We start from the raw sequence: 25,340 nt of genomic DNA, 5'->3' as shown, positions 1-25,340 counted from the left end.
GGAGGGGGGCAGCCTATGCAAGTAATAACTTGGATTGCTAATAATATAATCGGTGTTCCAGCGTTTTTAATTGGAATTATTGTTTTGCTTGGATTAATATTGCAGAAAAAAACAATAAGCCAAACTATAACCGGTACATTTAAGGCTATGATTGGCTTTTTAATCATCAATGCCGGTGCTGGAATCATTACTGGTGCATTAAATATATTCCAACCAATGTGGGCAGAAGTATTTGGTTTAAAGGCAGGCAGTTTAGGCCAGTTTATGGGGCAAACTGCATTTAATATAAAATTTGGTTCTGCTGTAACATTAGCGATGTTTATTGGATTTTTAATCAACGTATTGTTAGCTCGCTTTACGAAGTTTAAATATATTTATTTAACGGGACATATGATGTTTTGGACAACAACCATCTTTGCTGGTGTTATCGTAGAAGCGGTAGGTCCTGGTCATATATCCATGGTAAAATTGGTTGCTTTCTTATCTGTTTTCATGGGTCTATATTGGACTTTCCAACCGGCACTTGTTCAACCATTTATGAGAAAAGTGACGGGAGGGAACACTATTGCATTAGGTCATACTTCAGCAATAGTGGCAATTCTCTCTGCTTTGCTCGGAAAAGTTCTTGGGAATAAAGAAAACGATTCAGAAAAGATAAAATTGCCAAAAGGCCTCGAATTCCTAAGGGATTCCAATGTTATCACCGCTTTGACAATGGGTGTATTATTCTTAATTGGTGCGATTATCATTTCTGTAAAAGGTACACCGGGATCCCATGCATTAATTAAACAAGCTGCTGGGCAAAGCTTCCCTATGTACTCCATCGTTCAATCATTTACATTTGCAGGTGGTATTGCAGTTGTATTGCTTGGGGTAAAAATGTTCATTGGTGAAATTGTCCCTGCATTTAACGGTATTGCAACAAAATTAGTACCAGGCGCTGTACCGGCACTTGATTGTCCGGTAGTATTTACCTTTGCTCCAAATGCAGTTATTCTTGGATTTTTAGGAGCATTCTTTGGTTCGTTAATTTGGTTAGTAGTGATTGGTAATACCGTATCTTATGTATTTGTTCCGACGATGATTGTATTGTTCTTCCATGGTGCAACTGCAGGGGTTTTTGGTAACTCTACCGGCGGTGTACGTGGTGCATTAATTGGCGGATTTGTAACATCAACAGTTGTTGCTTGGGGCCAATATATCATGGTTCACTTCCTGGTTGCATCTACTATCCCTGATACAGCAATGTGGGCAGCAGATTGTGATATGTTTGTTCTAGGACCAATTGTGAAAGCGCTTGCCCATATACTCTTTTAATCTTAAAACCTAGTTTAAAGTAAAGGGATGGTCATTGCCCTTTACTATCGTTTTTAATTTTACTTTATGGAGGAATTAACATGAGTTTCGTTCGTACATTAAAAGGTGATATCAAACCAGAGGAATTAGGATTTACCTATTCCCATGAACATATTGTTTGCCGTCCGGCTTATTGGGCAGAAAGAGGAGAAGACGATCTTTTACTTGATGATAAGGAAAAATCAAAATTAGATGTCCAAGATTTTAAAAATCATGGCGGGCGTTCTATTGTGGATGCCACTGCCGTTGACTACGGCCGCAATGTACAAGCTGTTAAGGAAATTTCAGATGAGTTGGATATTCAAATTGTTGGAACAGCAGGCTTTAATAAAAGCTTCCTTTGGGATGCCAAAATTAAAGAAGATTTAAAATCAGCTATTGGAAACTTCAATACTTATGGAGAATGGATTGAAACTGCCAGTATCAATGAATTAACAGAATTTGTTGTTCTTGAAGTAGAAGAAGGTTTAGAAGGAACTCCCTTTAAAGCAGGTCAAGTAAAATTTGGAACAGGTTATAACCGGATAACTCCTTTAGAAGAAAAAACATTACGTGCTGTTGCACGGGCCCATCATGAGACAAAGGCTCCAATGCACTCCCATACAGAAGCAGGAACGATGGGACTTGAACAAATTGAACTTTTAAAAAGTGAAGGGGTCAACCTTGAATATATGAGTTTTGGTCATATGGATCGTAATCCAGATCCTTATTATCACGAACAAATTGCCAAAACAGGTGCATTCTTGAGTTTTGACGGAATCGCAAAAATCAAATATGCCCCGGAAAGCACTCGCATTCATTGTATTCTAGAGCTTGTTAAAAAAGGCTATGAAGATCAAATTCTAGTCAGTGGTGATACGGCTAGAAAAACGTATTATAAGCATTATGATTATGGTCTTGGTCTAGAATACATTATTGCTAAATGGGTGCCTCGCTTTATTGATGATGCCAATCGCCAAGGTTTTGACGGAGAAAAACTAATCCGTAAATTCTTTATCGATAATCCGGCTCGATGCTTTGCATTTAAAAAATAATAGGGGGCCTTAAGCATGATTTTTCAACAAGAAAATTCATTTGAGGTAAAAGGCAAAATTGAAAAAAGCTTAGTGGCCATATTACCAATTGGGGCTGTAGAAGCGCATGGCCCTCATTTACCGCTTGGAACCGATAACTTTTTAGCTGAAAGACTAGCTGAACGGGTGGCCGAAAAAACAGGTGCCTATGTTCTGCCAACTTTGCCTTATGGGCAAGTTTGGAGTTTGAAGAACTTTCCCGGAAGCATCAATATCAGTAATGAATCGTTAATCAGCTTTATTTATGATATGGGTGTTAGTCTCTATGAACAGGGATTCCGTGTTTTTGCCATAATCAACGGCCATTTAGGAAACGCAGTTGCCATGAAAGAAGCAGCACGTAAGCTCTATGCGCAATACCCCGATTTTAAAATACTTTATCTTTTCTATCCTGGCGTGAAAAAGGTAACAGAAGAAGTAAGAGAAGCGAAATCGGTTCATTCAACATATTTCCATGCTTGCGAAATTGAAACGTCTTATATGCTTTATTTGGCAGAGGAGTATGTAGATATGTCCAAAGCGCTTCCAGAAGATCCGCAAATTCCAATGAGTGCTGATGTAACACCAACACCATGGGAAGCGTTCACTTCTACTGCTGTATTAGGCAATGCAACCCTTGCTACAAAAGAAAAAGGGGAAAAAATTATTGAAATTGCCATTGAAAATATGATTAAGCTGATTGAAGGCGCCAAGAGAGGATTTAAAAAAGCTGAATAAATTAGATGACTTTTTACTATTAATTTTCTTGATTAGGGGATGAAAACATATGTTATCACAGTATTTTTCAATAGCTAGGGAAAAAATTGAATTAGTTGAAAAATATGAAATGAACAAAATGAGAGAAGCAGCTGAAAAAGTAGCAGAAGCTATCCAAAACGGCGGTATCATTCAGCTTTTTGGCTGTGGGCACTCTCATATTTTAACAGAAGAAGTATGCTATCGGGCAGGCGGACTTGTTCCGATTAATCCTATTTTATATGAACCATTAATGCTTCATGAAGGCGCTTTACGCTCCTCTGAATTAGAACGGCAAAATGGCTTAGCAGCTAAATTTATGAAGGACCAAGACATCCGGAAAGAAGACGTTATGTTTGTAATCTCTACTTCTGGCCGCAACCCGGTCCCTGTAGATGTTGCTCAAACAGCAAAAAGAAAAGGTGCTTTTGTGATTGGAATAACTTCTTTGGAATATTCTCAAAGCCAGCCATCTAGGCATGAAAGCGGGAAACACTTATTTGATTCTGTAGATTTAGTCATTGATAATTATTCGACAAAAGGGGATGCAGCTCTTTCCTATAATAAAGTTAGCGTTCCATTTGGGCCTACTTCAACTGTTGTTGGAGCTGTAATCATCAATGCCATTCTAGCCGAAGCTATAAAAATTCTTGCTGACAACGGCGTTGAACCCCCAGTATTCTTAAGCGGAAATATTGATGGGGCGGATGCACATAACCAACGGTTGGTGGAGAAATACTGTGGAAGGATTGCATTATTAAAATAGAATTTGTGCCTGTTTGACCGTGGAGTTTAAAAAAACCTGTGTTTTTAAATTATTAATTATGTAATTTTAGAACCACTATTAACGGATGGTGGTTTTCTTTTTGCTAGGAAAAAACCTTTGACCGGGTCTCCTTTTTATACTAAAAGTGGGGGTCAAGCCCCCGCTTTTAGCATAACGAGCATATAAACCGAAGATAATATGGTAATAACAGCGATGAATATTTTTAAATAGTTAATAGGTACTTTATTTGCAAGGCGTGTCCCTGTTAAAATACCTGCAATTGTCCCTAGTAAGCTGGAAATAATTAATAGTTTAATACTTCCCATACTTGCATGAGCAAAGTAACCGAAAATGGATGGAATGGCGATGATAATGGAATTAAACAGACCAACGCCAACCGCCGTCCTTATATTGACGCCAAGGCTTGCCAGTAAAGGAACTACTAAAATAGGGCCGCCTGCACCTGTTAACGAACAAATAGCCGCTGTCATAAATCCGAGAAGTATTATGATTGGAGATTTATCCAATAACCTCGATTGTTTTTTTTCTATAAGAGAATCTGTGCTTTGAGAGTTTTTCTTTAGTAATATTGAAAGTCCGGCTAATAAAATAAAAATGTAGAGAAGTAGCTTTGCCAGAAAATCTGAAATTAACACATTGATTTGTACGCCCAAAAATGCACCTGGCAGACTGCCAATACTTAAATAAGTGGCAAGTTTTAGATCCATGTTTTTAGATTTCCAATAGGAATAGGCGCCGATGATGCCTGAAACAGCAAAGGATAAAAAACTGAGCGCCAGTGAGTCATGCACGGGCATATTTAATAAACCAACATAAATTAGCGGAAGAAGAAAGCCAGAAATTCCGGACATTCCCAATAATACACCAATAATTAAATTTGAAAAGAAGACGATACAAATAAGATATAAATAAGTGAACATTCTCTGACTCCAATTCCTGTAAAGCACAGATACTATTCACTATGCTTCATCTGAGATTATATTTTAGCTCTAATGGAAAGGTCCTTCATTGCACGTTTGCTTTCATATTTTATTTTCTCTTCATCAAGTGTAAGAACTTCTCTGTTTTTCATTAATAGTTTACCGTTCACGATTGTATCAGTGACATCGTTACTGTTTACAGACTCTATCAGCGTGTTTACTAATTGATGTGTAGGCTGAATATGCGGTTGGTCAATGTTAATCAGAATCATATCTGCTTTTTTACCAGCTTCAAGCGTTCCAAGCTGATGCTCCTGCAGCATTGATTTTGCCCCGCCTAATGTTGCCATTTCTAAAATATTCTTTGAAGGCATCACAACCGGATCAAAAATAGGGACGCCCCAAAATGCGCGCATTAATGATTTAAACACTTTCATCTGATCAAATAAGCTTAAGCCGGAATGAGCAGCACCATCTGTTCCTAATCCAATACCTATTCCTTTTTGAAGCAAGCCGGGTGTTTTTGTAAACCCTTTTCCTGCATTACTGATCGGACAGTGGACGATTTTGCTATTATATTTTTTAATGATTTCCATTTCGTTTTCCGATAGCAGAATACTGTGGGCTCCCAAGAAATTTTGATCCAAGACACCTAATGATTCAAGAAATTCATATGGCCGCATTTGAAAGTTTTCTAAACAATAGCTGACTTCATTCGGATATTCGTTCATATGGGTTTGTACACCTGTTGAGCAGTCTCTTGCCATTTCAAACACTTTTTGGATTAAGCCGGGTGTGCAAGTAATAATGGATCTAAGGGAAAACCATACGTCTAATCTGCCGTCGCCTGCCCCGTGAAAATCGTTAAACAGCTGCTTGTTAACACAAAGGTTTTCCTCAATACTGGATTTCATTGTATCTGGAATATCCTTGCCGCTATCCATCGTGGAACAAGTAAGCACACCGCGCAAACCTGATTCTATAACAGCTTCTGCCACTTTATGCATGTGTCTTCCGCCAGCATCAATAAATGCAGTTGTCCCGGACTCAATCATCTCAAGGCAGCTTAATTGAGCGCTCGTAAAGACATCCTTTTCCTGCAGATTACTTTCAAACGGGACCATAATGCGTGTCCAAATCATCGGATATTCATCAGTAATTCTTCCGCGCAAAAGCTGCTGGCATATATGGGTATGGGCATCAATTAAACCGGGCATGACTAATTTTCCATTGCCGTTTAAAGTTTCTTTGGTCTTATAGTTTTTAGAAAGTATGGTCTCATCACCAATATCTAAAATGTTTTTATCTTTGATAACCACACACTGGCCGCTTTTTACTTCAAATTCGGGGGTGAGTATCGAACAGTTCTTAATCATTAAATCAGCCGTATACACTTTATTCTCCATTTTATCCTCCTGTACTGAAAAGATAGGGGAGGACAGTGCCTCCCTTTTTTCTGCTTTATTTAGAACTAATTAATGGCGTGTGTTAAGTCTAAAAATACTTGAGCAAAAACAGCTTGGATAAGAAATGTGCCTGTAAAGACTAAAATGGCCACGATGAACATTTTCCAGCTCTGGCTGATGAAAGATTTAAAATTAAGTCCAATGCCTGCCATTGTACCAACAATCGTGATTGGCGCCATAAAGGTTATTTTGCCCGTAAATTCAATGACTGGTTTTGCGATAGGGGAAATAGGACTGGCGACAAGCAATCCTACTAATACAACGTAAACAATCGCAGGGATTTTTAAAGGAATTACTTTGCCGATCGATATCCCTACAAATGCTATAGCAGATAAAATCAGTACACCAGGAATAGAGTCAGAAATGGACATATGATTTTCAAAAAGGTTTGCAATAATCGTCGTAATAACTGAAGTCAATAATAGAGAAATTGTCCAATCCCGCATGTTCATGGCCATTTTATCAACCTTCCTTCCTGTTGCTTATTTGTTGGATTCCCGTTTTATGAACAAGGCCGATGACCGGCTCCAGCCAATAATAGAGTTTCTTTGTCAGAGGAAGTGAAATAAATAAAGTAAAATAGATCCCAATGACGGCGGACAGCATATCACTTGCGCCGGCCAGCATGACGATTTGGTCAGCATAATGAGGATAAATGGCTGCCAAAGTGCTGGATGCTGCTGCCATCATCACGCCGCTGCCAATGCCGCAAGCCATGGCAAGCGCCAAAGGATGAAAAAGATGCGTAGAGGCAACTATACTTGCCAAAAATCCGATATAAGTCGTTCCAATAATAAAACCGATAATATAAATAGAGAGCGCTCCCCTGGCTTCGGGTGATTCGGCTCCGTATAGGTGGCAAATTAATCCGTAATCTTTATCTCTGCAGGTTGAACTTGTTGCACCTATAGCTTCCCTTTTGATGCCGAGCAATAAGGCTATTGGCAAGGCTAAAAGGATGGTTCCTACGTGCCCTAACTCTTGAAAAGCTAGAGCGGGTCCCACATCAACTAATTTTGGAAGATTTGCTCCAGCAAGCACCCCTGCTTTCGCCATAAAAGGGGCAATTGTTACAAGAACAAGAGAAGAAGCTCTTTTTGCTTCCTTTTTCTTAAAAAATCCAAGAATACCGGGTCCAAGCAAGATACTGATTACGATCGCAAATAACATTGGATAAATAATAATTAAAGCTGATCCCAAGTGGATTTTTTTCATTCCAATCAGTTCCGCAAGTATGACAATGATGATAGCAGATAAATATAACCGGTAATTCTCTTTTAAATGCCCCCAAATGGATTTGCTTTCCTCTGCTTGTTTCATTCCCTTTGCCTCCCTCGTTAATTTCGCAATTCATTCGTATAAAAAGCGATAAAAAATAAAAAAAACTCTAGATTTCACTAGAGTTTGACATACAGAAAAAACATAAAACGAAGGATAGCATAAAAAGGCCCGGGTAATTCCGAGTTATTGCATTCCGTTTTTTGTTATTCTCCATAGTCAAACTATTTACGGTAGTTTGGTAGAAACTTTTGGACCATATCTCCAAATTTATACGAAGAATTAAAAATACGTATATTAAATTTTTATAAAGTAAAATCGTTCGTATATTTGGTAATGTACATTATTTTCATCAGAGTGTCAAAGTTTAATTATTCCTATTTGCGAAATATAAGGGAGCAGTAAGTGGGGAAGGGAAGGTACATGTTTAAGCGGGAAAATGGCGGAATGATAATGCGGGCCCTGAAGAACATTTTTTCAAAAATATCAAGCAAAATGTCCTTCATAAGCTGTATGAAAAGTAATTTCCTTCCGTTATTATGGATGACAAAATTCAGGATATACACAGGAAAAATTGCCTTTCATATTTAATTCAATCATCAGTTTTTATAAAAATTTTGGTCCTTATAAGCATCCGTGTTAAGGCTTTTGTAACGTCCTCTCCTTCCAGTATGTCACTACTAAACTTACCAACTTTTAAATAGCTTAACAAATATTAAGTCATTGTAAATATTTCAATCTATTAATAATAGTGATACACTATAGTTAGGTAATAATGATCCAGAAAAGGTGTGTGACTAATCGCGCCCTGACTTGCTGTTATGCCAAAGCCGGAGCGCCTGCACCCTTTCTGCAAATTTTAGGGTATAAGGGACGGTAAAAATGAGTAACAGACAATCTAAAACAGACGTTATCTTAATTGGCGCCGGAATCATGAGTGCAACTTTGGGGACACTCTTGAAAGAATTAGTACCGGACTGGAAAATTACAGTGTTTGAGAAACTCGAAAACGCAGGAGAGGAAAGCTCCAACGAATGGAATAATGCTGGAACAGGGCATTCTGCACTGTGCGAGCTTAACTACACCGTCGAAAAACCAGACGGATCCATAGATATTAGTAAAGCTATCAATATTAATGAACAGTTTCAGGTTTCAAAGCAGTTCTGGTCTTATCTTGTTAACGGCAATCAAATAAGCAATCCGCAAGACTTCATCATGCCATTGCCCCATATGAGTTTAGTACAAGGGGAAAAAAATGTTGAATTCTTGAAAAAAAGGTTTAAAGCGCTTTCTGACAATCCTCTGTTCCAAGGAATGGAATATTCCGATGATCCGGAAAAATTGAAGGAATGGATTCCGCTAATTATGGAAGGACGCGCATCGAATGAACCTATTGCGGCAACAAAAATAGACTCAGGAACTGATGTCAATTTTGGTGCTTTAACACGCATATTATTTGACCACTTAAAGAGTAAAAACGTTGATATAAAATTCAAACATAAGGTTGACGATATTAAACGTACTAGTGACGGCACGTGGGAATTAAAAGTGCGTAACGCAAGCGGCAACGTTGAGCGTCATACTGCAAAATTCATCTTTATCGGCGGCGGCGGCGGAAGTCTCCATTTACTTCAAAAAACTGGTATTCCTGAAAGTAAACATATTGGAGGATTCCCGGTAAGCGGACTATTCCTTGTATGCAACAATCCGGAGGTTACAGAGCAGCATCATGCTAAAGTATACGGCAAAGCAAAAGTTGGTGCACCTCCAATGTCTGTGCCGCATCTTGATACAAGATATATAGACAACAAAAAGTCATTACTTTTTGGACCGTTTGCCGGCTTCTCGCCAAAATTCTTAAAAACTGGTTCAAATATGGATCTAATACGTTCTGTAAAAATGAATAATATCTTAACTTTGTTAGCGGCAGGTGCAAAAAACATTCCGTTAACAAAATACCTGATCCAACAACTTATGTTATCGAAAGAACAACGTATTGAAGAGTTGCGGGAATTTATTCCGAATGCTAAAAGCGAAGATTGGGATATCGTGGTAGCGGGCCAACGTGTACAAGTAATTAAAGATACTGAAGATGGCGGTAAAGGAACACTGCAATTTGGTACCGAAGTTGTCAGTGCCGCTGACGGCTCGATCGCTGCATTGCTCGGCGCTTCTCCGGGTGCTTCTACTGCCGTTCACGTCATGCTTGAAGTAATCAAAAAATGCTTCCCGCAACATCTAAAAGAGTGGGAACCGAAAATTAAAGAAATGATTCCTTCTTATGGATTGAAACTGGTAGAAAACCCGGAACTTTTTAACGAACTTAGTATCTCAACATCGAATGCGCTTCGTCTAGGTGAAAACAGCCCACAAACAGAACAAAGAGAATCAAAAGTAACGGCGAATTTTTAATTGCTATCTTTTATAATTGATTATTTATTTGTTTAACCCCATGTTTACATGGGGTTTTTATTTTGAGTGTAAAATCTTTAAGATTCTTTGAACACCTGATGAAGCGGGAAAGTTTAAAGAGCGATTTACAAGAAAAATCCAAGGATAGTTTTTAGAAAAGCACTTTAATAGGCCGGAAATAGTTGGAGAAATCAGATCAAATCTGTAACAGAAATATTACTATCGGTGTTTCCAGTAGTATAAAGATATCTTTATTTTTTAAAAAGTAATTGAAAGGCATTTTCTTTTGGGTTAAAATATTATCAAGAAAAATGTTAACGTTAACATTTAACCGATACAAAATGAAATATAGATATACATCTATATTGCCCTTTATTTTGTTAACGTTAAACCTTTTGTGTATTTTTGGAAGGGTTTTCATTAAGCGAAACTATTAGGAAGATGGTGGACATATGCGTAACTTTATGGATGAAAAATTTCTCTTGAAAAATGAGACAGCGGTCAAATTATATCATGATTATGCAAAGGAAATGCCAATAATTGATTATCATTGCCATTTAAGTCCCAAAGAAATTTATGAAAATAAGACGTTTAAAAATATCACAGAAATTTGGTTATACGGTGACCATTATAAATGGCGCTTGATGAGAAGTAATGGCGTCGATGAAGAATTCATTACAGGTAGTGCTAGTGATTATGACAAGTTTATGGCCTGGGCAAAGACAGTTCCAATGACAATAGGGAATCCAGTATTTAATTGGACACATTTAGAATTGCAAAGGTTTTTTGGAGTTTACGATTTACTAAATGAAAATAGTGCACCTGAAATTTGGGAAAAAGTGAATGCTTTATTAAACAGTGACGGCTTTGGAGCTCGGGACTTCATCAAAAAATCCAATGTGAAAGTTGTTTGTACAACAGATGACCCTACAGACAGTTTAGAGTATCACTTGAAATTAAAAGAGGAATCTGATTTTGATGTTAAGGTTTTGCCAAGCTTTAGACCTGATAAAGGTTTAGAGATTAACCGTGATGGATTCGTTCAATGGGTTAGAAAATTAGAAGACGTGTCGGAAATAAAAATAGAATCATATGATGACTTTTTGACAGCGCTTGAGTCAAGAGTGAGATTTTTTCATTTTGTAGGAGGAAGGGTTTCCGACCATGCAATTGACAAAATGATGTATGGTGAATCCACTAAAGAAGAGGCTGCAAAGTTTTTCAATGAAGCATTACAAGGTGGAAAAGTCTCAGCTGAAGGTGAAAAAAAATATAAAACCTTTACATTAAAGTTTTTAGGTCAATTGTATTCAGAATTAGGCTGGGGCATGCAATTTCATATCAACGCACTCAGAAACAATAATTCACGTATGTTCGATGTATTAGGTCCAGATACAGGATTTGATTCAATGAATGATGAAGAAATTGCGAAGCCATTAGCCAGTTTGTTAAATCAATTAGAAAAGGAAAATAAACTTCCGAAAACAATTATCTATTCTCTTAATCCTAACGATAATCATGTTATTGCTACAATGATCGGTAATTTCCAAGGGGGCGGCATTCCGGGGAAAATTCAATTTGGAACGGCATGGTGGTTTAATGATAATAAAGACGGAATGATTGAACAAATGAAGGCGCTATCAAATGTTGGCCTTTTCAGCAGATTTATAGGGATGTTGACAGATTCACGGAGTTTTCTTTCTTATACAAGACATGAATATTTTAGAAGATTAGTGTGTTCGGTTATTGGAGAATGGGTTGAAAATGGAGAAGTTCCGAACGATGTTGAGTTTTTGGGGAAAATTGTTCAAGGTATATCGTTTGATAACGCAAAAGAATATTTTGGTTTTGAATTATAAAAAAGGAGTCTCAAATGCTCATGCCGGTTTAATTACGTTTGAAGCGGCATGAGTAATAATCCATACTTTTCGAAGAAACTCTACCAAAAAAATATTTTATCAAGTTATACCGATTGATTTGCCTGAAAAAATGACTTAATTACAATAGCTAACGAAAAAAAGTTTATAAGAAGGTACCTAATGGACTTTAGTTTTGAAAACGGATTCATATTTGACTTTGCCTGACTTAAATTATTGAAATTTTAGGACGTACTATATAAAGGTGGTGTAATTATGGCAGAAAATGTTTTACATAAACCGGTTAAAGAAAATACCGATTTGGATCATAGAACAAAAGATATCCCAAAAAAAGAGAAGATAAGTTACGGATTTGGGGACTTTGGCAATGGATTTATGTTTGATTTAGGTCAAGCCTATTTAACCAATTTTTTTACTGACGTTGCAGGCATTGGTGCCGGAGCGGTGGCAACAATTTTTTCACTAACCAAAATATTTGATGCCTTTATGGATCCTTTGGCAGGATCAATTATTGATTCAAGGAACCCGGGTAAACGCGGTAAATTTCGCCCTGTAATGATGGTTTCGTCTATTTTATTGGCAATTATGACGGTAATTACATTTACTATGCCAAACTTTTCAATGACAGGGAAAATAGTTTGGGCATGTGCTACTTATATGACATGGGGTGTTTTATACTCTTTTACAAATGTTCCTTATGGTTCTTTAGCTTCCGTTATGACCCGGGATGTCAATGAACGGTCATTTATGGCATCGACAAGGCAGGCAGGATCTATTGGTGCTCAGCTGATTACAGGTGTTGCCTTTGTACCGGTTTTGATGCTTTTTCCTAGCACGAAAATAGGCTATCCAGTTACTGCAGCAATTATGGCCTTCATTGGCGTTTGCGGTTTCTTTATATGCTATAAAAATACCAAGGAACATATTAACGCTGAAGCCTCCCGGGGCAAAGAACGTCAAACCATGAAAGACTATTTTCGTGTTGTTTTTACTAACCGTCCATTGTGGAGCGTAATTTTTATGACTTTGTTTACGATTTCAGCAATGAATACGAATAACGCAATGATGATTTACTTTTGCAAATATAATCTTGGCAGCCTTGGTTTGCAGCCAATTATTAACTTTATTCAGATGGGCTGTTCGGTAGCAGGGATTACTTTGATTCCAATATTGGTACGTCGATATGGTAAAAAAAGAACAGCAATGGCTGGTTTGCTTATTGGTGTCGTTGCAGATGGTTTAAATTTTGTGATCCCAACAAATATTTATTCATTTATCATTTTGGTAACAATCGGCTATGTCGCTTTAGCAATTCCAAATGGTATCACATGGGCTTTTGTTTCGGATTCTATTGATTTTGGTCATTGGCACACAGGTGTCCGTAAAGAAGGAATTACCTATGCCGCGTTCAACTTCTCACGGAAAATAGCACAGTCAATCGCTGCTCTTGTTTCAGCTGGTGTTCTAGCAGCAACTGGATATGTTGCGAATGCTCATCAATCCGCAGGAACGCTGCTTGGAATTAAAGGAACAATGACACTTTATCCAGCGGTTGCCTTACTGCTGGCAGCAATTATTATTGGTCTGCTATATAACTTGCCTGATGAAAAATTTAAGAATATTGCTAATGATTTGGACCACGGCCGTTGGGAAAAAGGGACTTTCCACTAGAATTCGATTGGGGAATTACAGGGGGTTTAGTCCCCTGCTAATTAGATGTGTTCAAAATTGGACGATAAGATGTATAGTCTTATTCGTATAGAAATGTTCTTTAACGGTTTATTGTACAGATTGGAATAAAAGAAATGATTTAAGAAATTCATTAGATTTTTAGGGTTGAGAGGTCAAAAAAATGTATAATAAAGAGAGTGCTTTCTAGTGTTTTAATAGGTTGTTGGGAAAAAGGTGAAGAATAGTGGTCACAATTAAAGATATAGCCAAACTTGCAAATGTATCACATACAACGGTGTCCCGGGCATTAAATGACAGCCCGCTTATAAAACCAGGGACAAAGAGAAAAATATTAGAAATAGCCTCTCAGCTTAACTATACGCCGAACTTTAATGCTAAAAGCCTTGTTATGAAGAAATCATATACAATTGGATTGTTTTTTACAAGTATAACAAACGGAACGTCACCTAGCTTTTTTACCGATACGGTAAAAGGTGTAAACAGTGTCATCAATGAAGATTACAATTTATTTGTACGAGGGATAGATGATTATCAGAACTATTCATCTATTAATAATAAAAGATTTGATGGTATTATTTTGATGAGTCAAAGTGAAGTGGATAATTCATTTATCTACCATGTCATTAACCAAAAAATCCCGATTGTTGTCCTGAATAGAGAGCTCAATGACCAATCCGTAATGAATATTTTGTCCAATGACCGTGAAGGATCCTATCATGCAGTCAAGCATCTTATTAAGAATGGACACAGGAAAATTGCCATTATAGAAGGGATTAAAGGGTTTAAATCAACAATAGAGCGGCGGGAAGGCTATTTAAAGGCTTTGATAGACCATAATATACCAGTGCAAAAAGAATATATTGCTAGCGGGAATTATGATATGCAAAGCGGTCACAATGCTATGGAAAAACTGTTATCCTTAAAAAATCCGCCAACAGCTGTGTTTTGTTCTAATGATGATATGGCAATAGGTGCTCTTAATACCGTATTTGCAAAAGGATTAAGTGTGCCTAATGATATTTCGGTGATTGGCTTTGATGATATTACGTCAGCGCAATATACAAATCCATCCCTTACCACAGTTAAGAGACCCATTGAAAAAATAAGCCAACTTGGTGCACAAACTATTCTTGAAATGGTTGAAACTCAAGTAAATAAAGACAAAAAAGTCTTTGTTGAAACAGAATTAATTATTAGAAAGTCAGTAACATCCCGAAAGTAGATCCCCGTTTATGAGTAGTTTTACTTATAAACGGGAAAACCTTATTAATAAAATGTTAACGTGTGCATAAATAGGAGGAAGGGAATTGTGAAGAAATTAAGCAAGAGTATTGTGGAAAACTACGAGAAACATCCAGAAAAGGTATTGCAGTTTGGTGAAGGCAATTTCTTAAGGGCATTTGTAGATTGGCAAATAGAAGTTATGAATAAAACAGCTGATTTTAACGGCAGTATTGTTGTTGTTCAACCGCGCGGCAGTAAGAAAATTGAAAAGCTAAATGAACAAAATGGCCTATATACACTTTATTTACAGGGGATGAAAGAAGGAAAAGCTGTTAAGGAGCATATGTTGATCCATTCAATAAGCAGAGGAATAAATCTCTTTACCCAATATGAGGAGTTTGAACAACTGGCGCATAATGATGAACTTCGCTTTATTTTTTCAAATACAACAGAAGCGGGAATTGCATATGACGAGACAGACCGGTTGGATGATCGTCCTCAAAAAAGCTTCCCCGGAAAACTAACAGCATTTTTATACTATCGATATAAAGCCTTTAACGGTAACAAGGATAAAGGGTTTATTATTATTCCTTGTGAATTAATTGACCGCAGCGGTGAAAAATTAAAGGAAATCATTCTTCAATATGCTTCTCTTTGGAACCTTGGTGAAGGGTTCATCCGTTGGGTTCATGATGCTAATACATTTTGCAGCAGTCTTGTTGACCGGATTGTTCCGGGTTACCCAAGAGATACCATTGAAGAAATCACAAATGAGCTTGGTTACCAAGATGATATGGTTGTAGTCGGGGAACAGTTCCATTTATGGGTAATTGAAGGGCCGCAATGGATTAGAGAAGAGTTCCCAGCCCATATATCTGGGTTAAATACCTTATTTGTAGATGATTTGACTCCATATCGGACAAGAAAAGTAAGAATTTTAAATGGCACCCATACAGCAATGACTCCAGTTGCTTATTTATATGGTTTAAATACGGTAGCTGAAGCAGTTAAACATCCGGTTATGGGGCGTTATATCAAAGAAATGATTTTTGAAGAAATTATCCCAACATTGGATCTGCCGGCCGATGAACTCACCAATTTTGCCAATGCTGTTCTTGAACGATTTGGGAATCCATTTATCAAGCATCTCCTTTTAAGTATTTCACTAAATTCGTTCTCTAAATATAAAACAAGAGATTTACCTTCTTTATTGGCGTATTTTAACCTAAAAAAGGAATTGCCTAGAAAACTCGTATTCTCATTAGCTGCTCTTATTTGCTTCTATAAAGGAAAAAGAGGGGCGGAGGAAATTAAAATCGAGGATAATCGGGAGATAATCGAATTGCTTAGCAGACATTGGCGTGCATTTGATGGAACAGTAGAGAGTGCAAGAGAGATCGTTACAGCTGTATTAGGATATGAAAGGATTTGGGAAATCGATTTAAATAGCGTACCCGGATTAACGGATAAAGTCACTATGTATCTTTATGAAATTGAAACAAAAGGCATGACCGAAGCACTCGAAACTGTCTTACAAGTAAAAGCGAAAAATCAAGGAGGCGAATGAGGCATGCTAGAAATAATCCGTATAAATGAAAATGATAATGTTGCAGTCGCTTTAAAAGATTTAGCAAAAGGCCAGTCCATTTTAGTAAATGAGAATGAGATTGAATTAATGGATGATGTGAAGCGGGGTCACAAGGTGGCAATCAAAGATATTCATAAAAATGATCATGTCGTGAAATACGGTTATCCGATCGGTCATGCAACAACTGATATATATTCAGGAGAACATGTTCATACTCATAATACAAAAACAAATCTGGACGGAATTCAAAACTATCAGTATAAAAAGAAGCCAACTAATAATCCGTTTCACAATGAACATTTAACATTTAATGGGTTTAAACGAAAGAACGGAAATGTTGGAATTCGCAATGAGCTATGGATTGTTCCAACAGTTGGTTGTGTGAATGGAGTGGCTGAAACCATTATTAAGTGTTTTGAAAAAGAAATAGGTAATATCAGTCCATTTGAAAATATTCTTGTGTTAAGGCATAACTATGGATGCTCTCAACTTGGGGATGACCATGCCAATACAAAAAGTATCCTGCAGGATGCGGTTCACCATCCAAATGCTGGCGGGGTGCTGGTTCTAGGATTAGGTTGTGAGAATAATGATTTGTATGAATTTAAAGAGGGACTTGGGGAATTTGATGGAGAAAGAGTGAAGTTCCTCGTTTCCCAAGAGGTTTCAAATGAAATTGAGGAAGGCGTTAAGTTATTAAAGGAAATCTATGAAAATGCTAAAAATGATAAGCGTGAAGAGGTACCATTATCCGAATTAAAGATTGGTTTAAAGTGCGGTGGATCTGATGGCCTGTCAGGTATTACGGCAAATCCATTGCTTGGAAGACTTTCTGATTTCCTTGCAGCCCAAGGAGGAACAAGCGTTTTAACAGAGGTACCTGAAATGTTTGGGGCTGAAACTATTCTTATGGAAAGGGCCGAAGATGAAGATGTTTTTTCAAAAACAGTTGAATTAATTAATGACTTTAAACAGTATTTTATAGCTAATAACCAGCCTATCTATGAGAATCCTTCCCCAGGGAACAAGGCAGGCGGCATTACAACATTAGAGGATAAATCCCTGGGTTGTACGCAAAAGGCAGGAACATCAACAGTTACGGACGTTCTTAAATATGGCGAAAGATTGAAGAAAAGAGGTTTGAATCTCTTGAGTGCTCCGGGAAATGATCTTGTCGCAGCATCTGCATTGGCATCAGCAGGTTGTCAAATAGTTCTCTTTACAACAGGCCGGGGAACACCTTTTGGTACCTTTGTGCCAACCATGAAGGTTTCAACCAATACTCCGCTTTTTGAAACGAAGCCGCATTGGATTGATTTTAATGCCGGGGTATTGCTTGAGGAGTCATCTGATGCAGTATTGCGGGATTTTATCGACTACATCATTAAAGTAGCAAGTGGCGAGCTTGTAAATAACGAAAAAAATGGCTTTAGAGAGATTGCGATCTTTAAAACAGGCGTAACTTTATAATATCACTATGTTTAGTAAGATAGTTATGAAATCTAACAGCTGTTATTTATTAGAGGGAGCAAGCCAATAGAGATTAAATTACTTTCCTTATGGTCAGAAGAAAAAAACACTGGTATTTTTCAAGGGTATCCAAAAGAATTTGTTCTAATAGAAAAGGTGTCAGATAAGAATTTTTTGTATTCTTAGTCTTGCACCTTTTTCAACTTAATTGCCAAGTAGAGTTTTTAGAACCGACAGCTGGTGATAAAAAATAAGCTATTAACAAACTAAACTATTGAGTCTATCCATATTCAATAGGAGATCCATTAATATCTGTTGTTCTCGTCACAGCGGGCAGGGCTCATTGCAAAATGAAGCTATCATAAAATCAACTTCATGAGTTTTAAAGAAATCATACTTATTCAGCATAGTAAACTAATTTAAGTCATATCTAAAAACAGTAACAGGTTCGGCTTCAAAAAAAGAGGAAGGAATTTAAGTAAATAGGGTGCTTTCAGGTACAGATTGAGAGTAAGAGAATATTTTTTATTCTTGTAAAAGACGAACGTTAACCTTATTTTTTTGATGTAATGTTCACCTTTTTATTGATTGTTTAAAACAAGTTTGCTATATTATACAAAGTAACAACATTAAATAAGATTACTCGTATATGCTCGGTAATATGGTCTGAGCGTCTCTACCTGGTTCCCATGGAAAGAACTAGACTACGAGTTAAAGTATAAGGCATTTTTAAAAGCCGATCACGTTATATTTGGCATGGGGTTTCCCTTTTGCCGCTGAATTACCTATACTTTAACTTATTGGTCTAGAAAGTAGAAGTTTTCTACATTTTCTAGGCCTTTTTTATTTTCCAAAACAGCGAGTAACAAGGTGGCTAGGGGATTTAGTTATGAGTCCAAAAAAGGGCTTTTCAACAGCAAAGGAGGGGTCATCCATGAAAAACAAAAAGCTAAAAATATATAGCTATTTAGCACTTATCACCATACTTTTATTATCGATATTATCTGGATGCGGTTCGTCTTCACAATCAAAAACGGTTACTAAAGAAAAAACTAAAAAACCTATTTTAATTGAAGGGGCAATGCCAATAGAGGTAAAAGATTTCTCTAAAAAGTTGAAAAATGTTAAAGAAGAAAAGTCAGGAACATTTGTATTTTACAAAGGAACGATAGACAATTATCCTGTGGTCATTGCTAAAACAGGCAAGGGGATGGAAAATGCAGCAGCCGCTACAGCGGTGGCTATTGAAAAATATCACCCTAAAGCAATCATCAATCAAGGAACAGCAGGCGGACATGACCCAAAGTTACATGTATCTGATATTGTTTTAGGAAAAAGAACGGTAAACATTGGGTCATTTAAAACAGAAGATAAGGGTAAAAACCAGGGAATAGATCCAAAGCAATGGAAACCTATGGATTTAATGGCCTCTGAAGGTAGCGGTTCAAGTTCCAAATCTGAAAATATCCGTTACTACGAAGGAGACAAGGGTTTACTTTCAGCGGCTAATAGTGTCAAAGATAAATATACTAAGGGGAACGTTGTTGAAGGAACAATAGGTTCTGGAGACATTTGGGATAATGAAATTGACAGAATTAAATGGTTCCATGATAAGTATGGGACAACTGCAGAAGAAATGGAAGGATTTGCAGAAGCACAAATGGCCAATGCCTATAATATACCGTTCCTAGATATTAGAGTACTATCCAATAATAAAACGAATGGCGGTAAATATAATCCCAATACGGCAGTGCCATGCCAGGATTATGTATATGATGTTGTAGAGAAATATATTTCTGATGTGAAAAAATAATAATGCAAAACTAAGTTTAGATAATTATAGAAAGTATCAACTAAGGATACTATTTGATGACCTAGGTATTATTCCAAGGTCATCTTTTTTTCATTCTTTCTTCTTAGATTGATCCAATCCAAAGTTACGGCGAACCAGTCTGATTAAATGAGGTCTTTAGAAGGTCCAACAATGCTAAAGAATTATGTTATATAATTTGCTGATATAATGATAATTGTAAATTGCTATTAGCAACAGGAGTGAACCCAGATGGAAATTCAGGATTTATTTGAGTTAGAAAATGATGCAACCTTTCAACAGCTCAATCAGCAAGTGAGTTCGTTCAATACACTAAAAATCTTAAAATTAGAAAACCATGAAATCCGTCATTCAAATATTTTAGCGTGGTTGTTCAATCCGAAAGAAAATCATGGTCTGCGTGACTATTTTTTACGTAAAATGATTGAACATCTCGTATTAATGGATGAAAACAGCAATAATCTCCAATATCAAATAGTAGGCGAAATTCTCAATCATTCATTAATGGATAGTTATGTATATCGTGAAGTTAAAACAGAAAGGAACCGATTTATCGATTTACTTATCGTGAACCAAAAGTTGAAATCTATCTTTCTTATTGAAAATAAATTTTATTCCACAGAATCGGAAAATCAATTGGATGATTATTTAAACTTTATCCAAGAGACATATAAGGATTTTACAATAATACCGATTTATTTAACACTTGATGGGGAAGAGCCTTCTAATTATCAATACTTTATCCTTACTTATGGGCAAATCCAATCCATTTTACATACAGTTCTTATGTTAAATCGGGATCAACTAAGCGATAGCGTTTACAAGTTTATTGAAGATTACAACCAGGTATAAAAGAAAAATTTTACCCAAACCAAGATCAAATGTTGCTAGCTATAGATATATATCGTAATCATAAGCAGACAATAGATACATTATTCGAAAAAACGTCTATGCTTTATAATCCATTGCAATTTGAATCAGGTTATCAATTTGAATTCATGATGAAGTATAAAAATACAATCAATTATATTTTTAAACATGGGCAAAATATCCTGTCATATAGCTTTGAACAATTTATGGATCAACAGTTTGAAGAAGAAGTTCTTTACCATGCACATCCAACTGTCCCGAATTTACTTCCACCTGAGTGGCAACCCATTAGCCATATTCAATTACGAGAGCCAAATTATTGGTTGGGGAGAGGACTAATTGTTTGGTTTGAAAAAGCAAATGATAGTCGTTTACGTCTTATAGCTGAAGTGGGGCCATTGGAATATGATGGACGCCTTTGGCTGATAGAACAATTAGAAAAAATCGGTTTGGCGTTAAGAGGGAATTCAAAGTTAGAAAAGGCGCGTTATACACGATTTTTCTCACAAAAGATTGATGTAAATAAGTGGGATGATATGGATGAACTTACGCAGGCAATGGCAGATTTATATAATAGCCCGGAGTTTACTTTGTTACGGAAACAGGTTGCAGCAATTTTAAATAATGAAAATCCAGTAGCGGAAGACGTTAATAAACCTATGGAAGATTCTCCTTTACATGAAGCGAAAATACAAGTCCAAAACGCATTTATAAAATGGATGGAATCTAAAAAAATTCCTGAAAGTCATTATCGTGTATCATCACGAAATCTATCATTTAAAATTCCATTGTTTGATGCGTTCAAAGAGAAATTAGGAGAAACAAGAGAAAAATGGTGGTGGGATAATGGCCCATTTCTATTTTGGATGAATTTCAACCAAGATTCACTGTACTTTACGCTGGAAATCGGCCCGATTAAAGCTGATAAACGCGTTCTGTTGATGGAAAAGGTTAAAGAAAAGGGCATTAAATTTAGTAAAAAAGGATTGGCACTGGAAGCAAAGTTTAACCGTATTTACTCTGAAACAATTTCAATTAAGGGTCTAACGGAATCGGAAATATTGAATGTTCTTGATGCTTTATATGAAAACAGGGAGCTGCAAATAATTTTAGAAAAACTTCAAATGATTTATGATGAAACGGTTAGCAAATTGGAGTAAATTCTTGCAGGTCAAACAGGCTACCTTATCGTATAATAGATATAGGGAGTGTTCCTCAAAATCACTGTAGTTTTGTGTCGCAACTTACTATTTCAGCATTTGGGGAGGTACTCCTTTTTTTGCTAAAGATATAGCCTTATGTATTCGTTTCTATGTATAAAGATATGCCTTTAATCCTTTAACAATAGCCTAAATTGCTAAAATTCTTAATTGTAATCAATATATATATAGGTAGGTTAATCCATGAAACCAGTTGAAAAGAAGCTAATTGTTAATTCAGAGATGGAAAATTTATTAATAGAACTAATAAAATCGATGAATGAATGTCAGCGGTTTTATTTTAGTGTTGCTTTTATAAATTTTAGTGGGCTGCAGCTTCTTCTCGATCCATTAAAAGAAGCTGAGAAAAAGGGAGTTAAGGGAAAGATTATTACTTCCACTTATCTTAATTTTACAGATGTAAAATCACTAGAGAAAATTGGGGAGTTTAGGAATGTCAATTTAAAGGTATTTGTGACTGAAAAAGAGATTGGTTTTCATACCAAAGCATATATATTTGAGTATATTGATAGCTACAAGATAATTATTGGTTCATCTAATATCACTCAAAGTGCCTTGAAAAGTAATATTGAGTGGAATGTTAAGATAGTTACAAAAGAGGATAATCAGTTTATTCAAGATGTTTTAAAAGAATATGATTATCTTTGGAATATAAGTGAGGATGTAAATTTAGATTTTATTAAAAGATACGAAAGCTTTTTGGAGAGTTTAGGGAAAATAGGAAATCCGCATCAAATAATTTATGAAAATAAAAAATATATTGTTCCAAACAAAATGCAAAAGCGGGCAATAGAGAATTTAGAAAGGCTTAGGGGTTTTGGTGAGAAAAAGGCACTTGTTATTGCGGCTACAGGTACAGGGAAAACTTATATGTCAGCATTTGATGTAAAAAACTCACATCCGAAAAAGCTCCTTTTTATTGTACATAGGGAAGAGATTTTGAAAAAGGCAAAAGAAACTTTTGAAATGCTTCTTCCGAATGAAGGTGTTACTTTTGGATTTTTAACTGGTAATCATAAGCAACGCAACGTTGATTACATATTTGCTACCATTCAAACTATTTCCAAATGCCTTCATGAGTTTAAAAAGAATGAATTTGATTACTTAATCATTGATGAAGCCCATCATGCAACTAGTCAAACATATCAAAGTGTCTTAAATTATTTTGAGCCTAAATTTACTTTAGGAATGACGGCAACTCCGGAGCGAAGTGATGGGAATAATGTCTTTGATCTTTTTGATAATAATGTAGCGCTAGAAGTACGATTACATGAGGCTTTAGAAGATGAATTGGTTATTCCTTTTCATTACTTTGGAATAACGGATATCGAAGGTATTGATCTCAGTGATGTAAATATTGATGATATTGCTGAAGTTACAAAGAGATTAAAGATTAATGAACGCGTAGATTTTATTATTGAAAAAATAAATTTCTATGGTCATGACGGTAACAAAAGGAAAGTACTTGGTTTTTGCGCAAGTGTTGATCACGCCCAATACATGGCTAATGAATTTAATAAAAGGGGCTATAAAAGTGTTTGTTTACATGGCAACGATTTGCCGGTAATTCGTGAACGTTATATAAAAAGATTAGAAAGCGATTATGATGATTTAGAATTTATTTTTACGGTTGATATTTTTAATGAGGGAATGGATATTCCATCAATAAATACTGTTATAATGTTAAGGCCAACCAACTCTCCGATTGTTTTTATTCAACAACTTGGTAGGGGACTAAGAAAGCATGCGGGAAAAACTTTTTTAACAGTTCTAGATTTTATAGGGAACCATAATAAAGCGTTCCTTATTGCACTAGCTTTGAATGGAAGTCGTTACTATGACAAAGAAAGTTTGAAAGTAGCAATAGCAACTGGATTTGCAAATATACCAGGTTGCACCCATATTCAAATGGATAAAATATCCCAAGAAAGAATTTTGGCTCAGATTGAAAATGAAAACTTTAATTCTATGAAGTATTTAAAGGACGAATACTACGAATTTAAAAAGCTCAATCAGGGGCGAATTCCTTATTATTTAATGGATTATCTAAAATACGATGGTGCGCCAGACCCTATAAAATTTATTGATCGAGAAAAGTCATACCTAAGGTTTGTAGCGAAAGTAGAGAAGGAAGAAAGTTTAAACAAACTCTTACTAAATAATATCTTTGAAGAGGCTATAAAAGAACTTTCAAGTAAGCTTCCACTTAAACGAATCTATGAATTTGTGATTATTCGCTATTTAATAGGAAATGAAGATATTACAATTGAAACTGCAAGACAGGAAGTCCTAAAAGTGGTAAAAGATGTAGATGATGATAGTATATTTCACGCATTCGAATGCTTAAATCAAAACTATTATGATAATGTACAGAAAAAAGGCAAACCAAAATTATTCCAATATAATGATGGTAAATTGGATAAATCACAAACTTTTAAAGGCCTATTGGAAAATAATGATTATAAAAAATATATTGAAGACATTATAAACTATGGAATTATTAGGTATGAAATGGAATTTAAAAGTGATTATTATGGAGTTCCACACTTTAAACTTTATGAACAATATCAAATGATCGATGCAGCACTCCTATCAAATTATCGAAAAATCCATAGTTCTTTTAGAGGCTCTGGACTTCTTGCAAATGGAAATGAATATTTTCTATTTATTGATTTACATAAGGAAAAAAATATAAAGGAAAGTATTAAATACAAAGATAAATTTATTAATTCGCAGGAATTCCAATGGCAGTCTGTGAACAACACTACTCAAAAGTCTGAGAGAGGTAAGAATATTATTTTTAATAAACAGCGCGGAATCAATCTCCATCTGTTTATTAGAAAGTATCGTGAAATTGATCGGAAAACACAGCCCTTCATTTATATCGGTAAGGGAAATTCTATTCACTATGAAGGTGAAAAGCCGATCACAGTACGAATAGAATTGGAGAACGAAGTACCTCCAAATCTATATATAGAATTTACAAAAAAAGTGTAGTCTTCTCATTTTGAGAAGACTAACTTTCATTTATTAACTGCTCGACTGCGGGAATGTCTGCAGGGGCCCATTTCAGGGAAGTTAGATTCTCTTTTTTAAGCCAAATTAGTTTAGAATGTTCAGTTAGTTTGGGTTTTCCTTCTACAATCTTACATTTAATTGAAATTAAATTTATAATAAACGTTTCGTATTCATGGGTATTGGCGTTAAAAACTTTATTTGATGTCTCAATTTCACAGTCCAACTCTTCATTAATTTCCCTTTTTAATGCGGAGTAAATATCTTCATTCTCTTCAACTTTTCCACCTGGAAACTCCCACATATTTGGAATAGACATTTCGGGAGATCTTAACGCGCATAAAATTTCATCTTGTTCATTTTCGACAATGGCCGCGACAACTTTTACTTGTTTCTTCAATTTTATCCTCCTTTTACATAACCTCATAAATAATAATATCATTTCTTAAAAATTTAAGTAATTTCTATATGGATGTAACTTTTAATTATGGCCAACTAAAAAATGATTTACACCTGACAAATTCAA

Annotated in this window: 19 protein-coding genes and 2 riboswitches; of the genes, 14 read left to right on the top strand and 5 right to left on the bottom strand. The window is 35.9% G+C overall.

From position 1 onward, the window contains the following. The first annotated feature begins 15 nt into the window (after positions 1–15). From ACFQRG_RS19255 to ACFQRG_RS19240, 4 genes are all read left to right on the top strand, one after another. Entirely contained in the window at positions 16–1,317 is a 1,302-nt protein-coding gene (locus ACFQRG_RS19255; RefSeq protein WP_380969170.1) for a PTS ascorbate transporter subunit IIC, read from the top strand. 80 nt (positions 1,318–1,397) lie between these two features. After that, on the top strand, positions 1,398–2,390 hold the full coding sequence (locus tag ACFQRG_RS19250) for a phosphotriesterase family protein (RefSeq protein WP_380969168.1): 993 nt from the start codon (positions 1,398–1,400) through the stop codon (positions 2,388–2,390). Positions 2,391–2,405: 15 nt separating this feature from the next. Then, positions 2,406–3,146, top strand: a complete 741-nt coding sequence (locus ACFQRG_RS19245) for a creatininase family protein (RefSeq protein ID WP_380969166.1) — start codon at positions 2,406–2,408, stop codon at positions 3,144–3,146. A gap of 49 nt (positions 3,147–3,195) precedes the next feature. Continuing rightward, a complete protein-coding gene (locus ACFQRG_RS19240; RefSeq protein ID WP_380969164.1) occupies positions 3,196–3,930 on the top strand; it encodes an SIS domain-containing protein in 735 nt (244 codons plus the stop codon). Between the two features lie 152 nt (positions 3,931–4,082). Here the strand turns inward: ACFQRG_RS19240 and ACFQRG_RS19235 are convergent, their stop codons facing one another. From ACFQRG_RS19235 to ACFQRG_RS19220, 4 genes are all read right to left on the bottom strand, one after another. Next, positions 4,083–4,871 carry a sulfite exporter TauE/SafE family protein gene (locus ACFQRG_RS19235; RefSeq protein ID WP_380969162.1) on the bottom strand — a complete coding sequence of 263 codons (789 nt, stop codon included), beginning with the start codon at positions 4,869–4,871 and terminating at the stop codon, positions 4,083–4,085. 56 nt (positions 4,872–4,927) lie between these two features. Beyond that, the gene (locus ACFQRG_RS19230; protein WP_380969160.1) at positions 4,928–6,277 is read right to left on the bottom strand and encodes an amidohydrolase family protein; all 1,350 of its coding nucleotides are present in this window, start codon (positions 6,275–6,277) and stop codon (positions 4,928–4,930) included. A gap of 65 nt (positions 6,278–6,342) precedes the next feature. Next, the gene (locus ACFQRG_RS19225) at positions 6,343–6,795 is read right to left on the bottom strand and encodes a hypothetical protein (protein ID WP_380969158.1); all 453 of its coding nucleotides are present in this window, start codon (positions 6,793–6,795) and stop codon (positions 6,343–6,345) included. A 4-nt stretch (positions 6,796–6,799) separates the two neighbouring features. Beyond that, positions 6,800–7,657: a DUF3100 domain-containing protein gene (locus ACFQRG_RS19220; protein WP_380969156.1), complete on the bottom strand. Its 858-nt coding sequence runs from the start codon at positions 7,655–7,657 to the stop codon at positions 6,800–6,802. Between the two features lie 154 nt (positions 7,658–7,811). After that, a riboswitch (purine riboswitch) is annotated at positions 7,812–7,913 on the bottom strand. A 584-nt stretch (positions 7,914–8,497) separates the two neighbouring features. On the opposite strand from ACFQRG_RS19220, the gene ACFQRG_RS19215 reads away from it, so the two are divergent. From ACFQRG_RS19215 to ACFQRG_RS19170, 10 genes are all read left to right on the top strand, one after another. Further along, positions 8,498–10,027: a malate:quinone oxidoreductase gene (locus tag ACFQRG_RS19215; RefSeq protein ID WP_380969154.1), complete on the top strand. Its 1,530-nt coding sequence runs from the start codon at positions 8,498–8,500 to the stop codon at positions 10,025–10,027. A 452-nt stretch (positions 10,028–10,479) separates the two neighbouring features. After that, positions 10,480–11,886, top strand: coding sequence for a glucuronate isomerase (gene uxaC, locus ACFQRG_RS19210; protein WP_380969152.1), 1,407 nt, complete (start codon positions 10,480–10,482; stop codon positions 11,884–11,886). A 273-nt stretch (positions 11,887–12,159) separates the two neighbouring features. Next, positions 12,160–13,575, top strand: a complete 1,416-nt coding sequence (locus ACFQRG_RS19205; RefSeq protein ID WP_380969150.1) for a glycoside-pentoside-hexuronide (GPH):cation symporter — start codon at positions 12,160–12,162, stop codon at positions 13,573–13,575. Positions 13,576–13,819: 244 nt separating this feature from the next. Further along, positions 13,820–14,818, top strand: a complete 999-nt coding sequence (locus ACFQRG_RS19200; protein WP_380969148.1) for a LacI family DNA-binding transcriptional regulator — start codon at positions 13,820–13,822, stop codon at positions 14,816–14,818. A gap of 87 nt (positions 14,819–14,905) precedes the next feature. Continuing rightward, complete coding sequence (locus ACFQRG_RS19195) at positions 14,906–16,387, top strand: tagaturonate reductase (RefSeq protein WP_380969146.1); 1,482 nt, start codon at positions 14,906–14,908, stop codon at positions 16,385–16,387. 3 nt (positions 16,388–16,390) lie between these two features. Next, the gene (locus ACFQRG_RS19190) at positions 16,391–17,878 is read left to right on the top strand and encodes a UxaA family hydrolase (RefSeq protein WP_380969144.1); all 1,488 of its coding nucleotides are present in this window, start codon (positions 16,391–16,393) and stop codon (positions 17,876–17,878) included. 623 nt (positions 17,879–18,501) lie between these two features. Next, positions 18,502–18,605: riboswitch (purine riboswitch) on the top strand. A 207-nt stretch (positions 18,606–18,812) separates the two neighbouring features. Further along, positions 18,813–19,691 (top strand): 5'-methylthioadenosine/S-adenosylhomocysteine nucleosidase, encoded by an 879-nt coding sequence (locus tag ACFQRG_RS19185; RefSeq protein ID WP_380969142.1) that lies wholly within the window; start codon positions 18,813–18,815, stop codon positions 19,689–19,691. Positions 19,692–19,940: 249 nt separating this feature from the next. After that, on the top strand, positions 19,941–20,561 hold the full coding sequence (locus ACFQRG_RS19180; RefSeq protein WP_380969140.1) for a PDDEXK-like family protein: 621 nt from the start codon (positions 19,941–19,943) through the stop codon (positions 20,559–20,561). A 29-nt stretch (positions 20,562–20,590) separates the two neighbouring features. Next, positions 20,591–21,739 carry a hypothetical protein gene (locus ACFQRG_RS19175; RefSeq protein ID WP_380969139.1) on the top strand — a complete coding sequence of 383 codons (1,149 nt, stop codon included), beginning with the start codon at positions 20,591–20,593 and terminating at the stop codon, positions 21,737–21,739. A gap of 243 nt (positions 21,740–21,982) precedes the next feature. Next, positions 21,983–24,796, top strand: a complete 2,814-nt coding sequence (locus ACFQRG_RS19170; protein ID WP_380969137.1) for a DEAD/DEAH box helicase — start codon at positions 21,983–21,985, stop codon at positions 24,794–24,796. Positions 24,797–24,815: 19 nt separating this feature from the next. Here ACFQRG_RS19170 and ACFQRG_RS19165 read toward each other — a convergent pair whose 3' ends face one another. Then, positions 24,816–25,214, bottom strand: a complete 399-nt coding sequence (locus ACFQRG_RS19165; RefSeq protein ID WP_380969135.1) for a (deoxy)nucleoside triphosphate pyrophosphohydrolase — start codon at positions 25,212–25,214, stop codon at positions 24,816–24,818. Positions 25,215–25,340: the final 126 nt, after the last annotated feature.

Source organism: Scopulibacillus cellulosilyticus (assembly GCF_042665295.1).
Lineage (GTDB): Bacteria > Bacillota > Bacilli > Bacillales > Sporolactobacillaceae > Scopulibacillus_A > Scopulibacillus_A cellulosilyticus.
The sequence above is the reverse complement of the archived record's forward strand: the minus strand, read 5'-3'. Positions and strand labels throughout refer to the sequence as shown.

What these genes read in the sequence shown, in the direction of transcription:
- ACFQRG_RS19205 (WP_380969150.1), top strand. Translation starts at nt 12,160, where the DNA reads ATGGCAGAAAATGTTTTACATAAACCGGTTAAAGAAAATACCGATTTG.
- ACFQRG_RS19255 (WP_380969170.1), top strand. Translation starts at nt 16, where the DNA reads ATGCAAGTAATAACTTGGATTGCTAATAATATAATCGGTGTTCCAGCG.
- ACFQRG_RS19215 (WP_380969154.1), top strand. Translation starts at nt 8,498, where the DNA reads ATGAGTAACAGACAATCTAAAACAGACGTTATCTTAATTGGCGCCGGA.
- ACFQRG_RS19170 (WP_380969137.1), top strand. Translation starts at nt 21,983, where the DNA reads ATGAAACCAGTTGAAAAGAAGCTAATTGTTAATTCAGAGATGGAAAAT.
- ACFQRG_RS19180 (WP_380969140.1), top strand. Translation starts at nt 19,941, where the DNA reads ATGGAAATTCAGGATTTATTTGAGTTAGAAAATGATGCAACCTTTCAA.
- ACFQRG_RS19230 (WP_380969160.1), bottom strand. Translation starts at nt 6,277, where the DNA reads ATGGAGAATAAAGTGTATACGGCTGATTTAATGATTAAGAACTGTTCG.
- ACFQRG_RS19225 (WP_380969158.1), bottom strand. Translation starts at nt 6,795, where the DNA reads ATGGCCATGAACATGCGGGATTGGACAATTTCTCTATTATTGACTTCA.
- ACFQRG_RS19190 (WP_380969144.1), top strand. Translation starts at nt 16,391, where the DNA reads ATGCTAGAAATAATCCGTATAAATGAAAATGATAATGTTGCAGTCGCT.
- ACFQRG_RS19185 (WP_380969142.1), top strand. Translation starts at nt 18,813, where the DNA reads ATGAAAAACAAAAAGCTAAAAATATATAGCTATTTAGCACTTATCACC.
- ACFQRG_RS19240 (WP_380969164.1), top strand. Translation starts at nt 3,196, where the DNA reads ATGTTATCACAGTATTTTTCAATAGCTAGGGAAAAAATTGAATTAGTT.
- uxaC (WP_380969152.1), top strand. Translation starts at nt 10,480, where the DNA reads ATGCGTAACTTTATGGATGAAAAATTTCTCTTGAAAAATGAGACAGCG.
- ACFQRG_RS19220 (WP_380969156.1), bottom strand. Translation starts at nt 7,657, where the DNA reads ATGAAACAAGCAGAGGAAAGCAAATCCATTTGGGGGCATTTAAAAGAG.
- ACFQRG_RS19175 (WP_380969139.1), top strand. Translation starts at nt 20,591, where the DNA reads ATGTTGCTAGCTATAGATATATATCGTAATCATAAGCAGACAATAGAT.
- ACFQRG_RS19250 (WP_380969168.1), top strand. Translation starts at nt 1,398, where the DNA reads ATGAGTTTCGTTCGTACATTAAAAGGTGATATCAAACCAGAGGAATTA.
- ACFQRG_RS19235 (WP_380969162.1), bottom strand. Translation starts at nt 4,871, where the DNA reads ATGTTCACTTATTTATATCTTATTTGTATCGTCTTCTTTTCAAATTTA.
- ACFQRG_RS19245 (WP_380969166.1), top strand. Translation starts at nt 2,406, where the DNA reads ATGATTTTTCAACAAGAAAATTCATTTGAGGTAAAAGGCAAAATTGAA.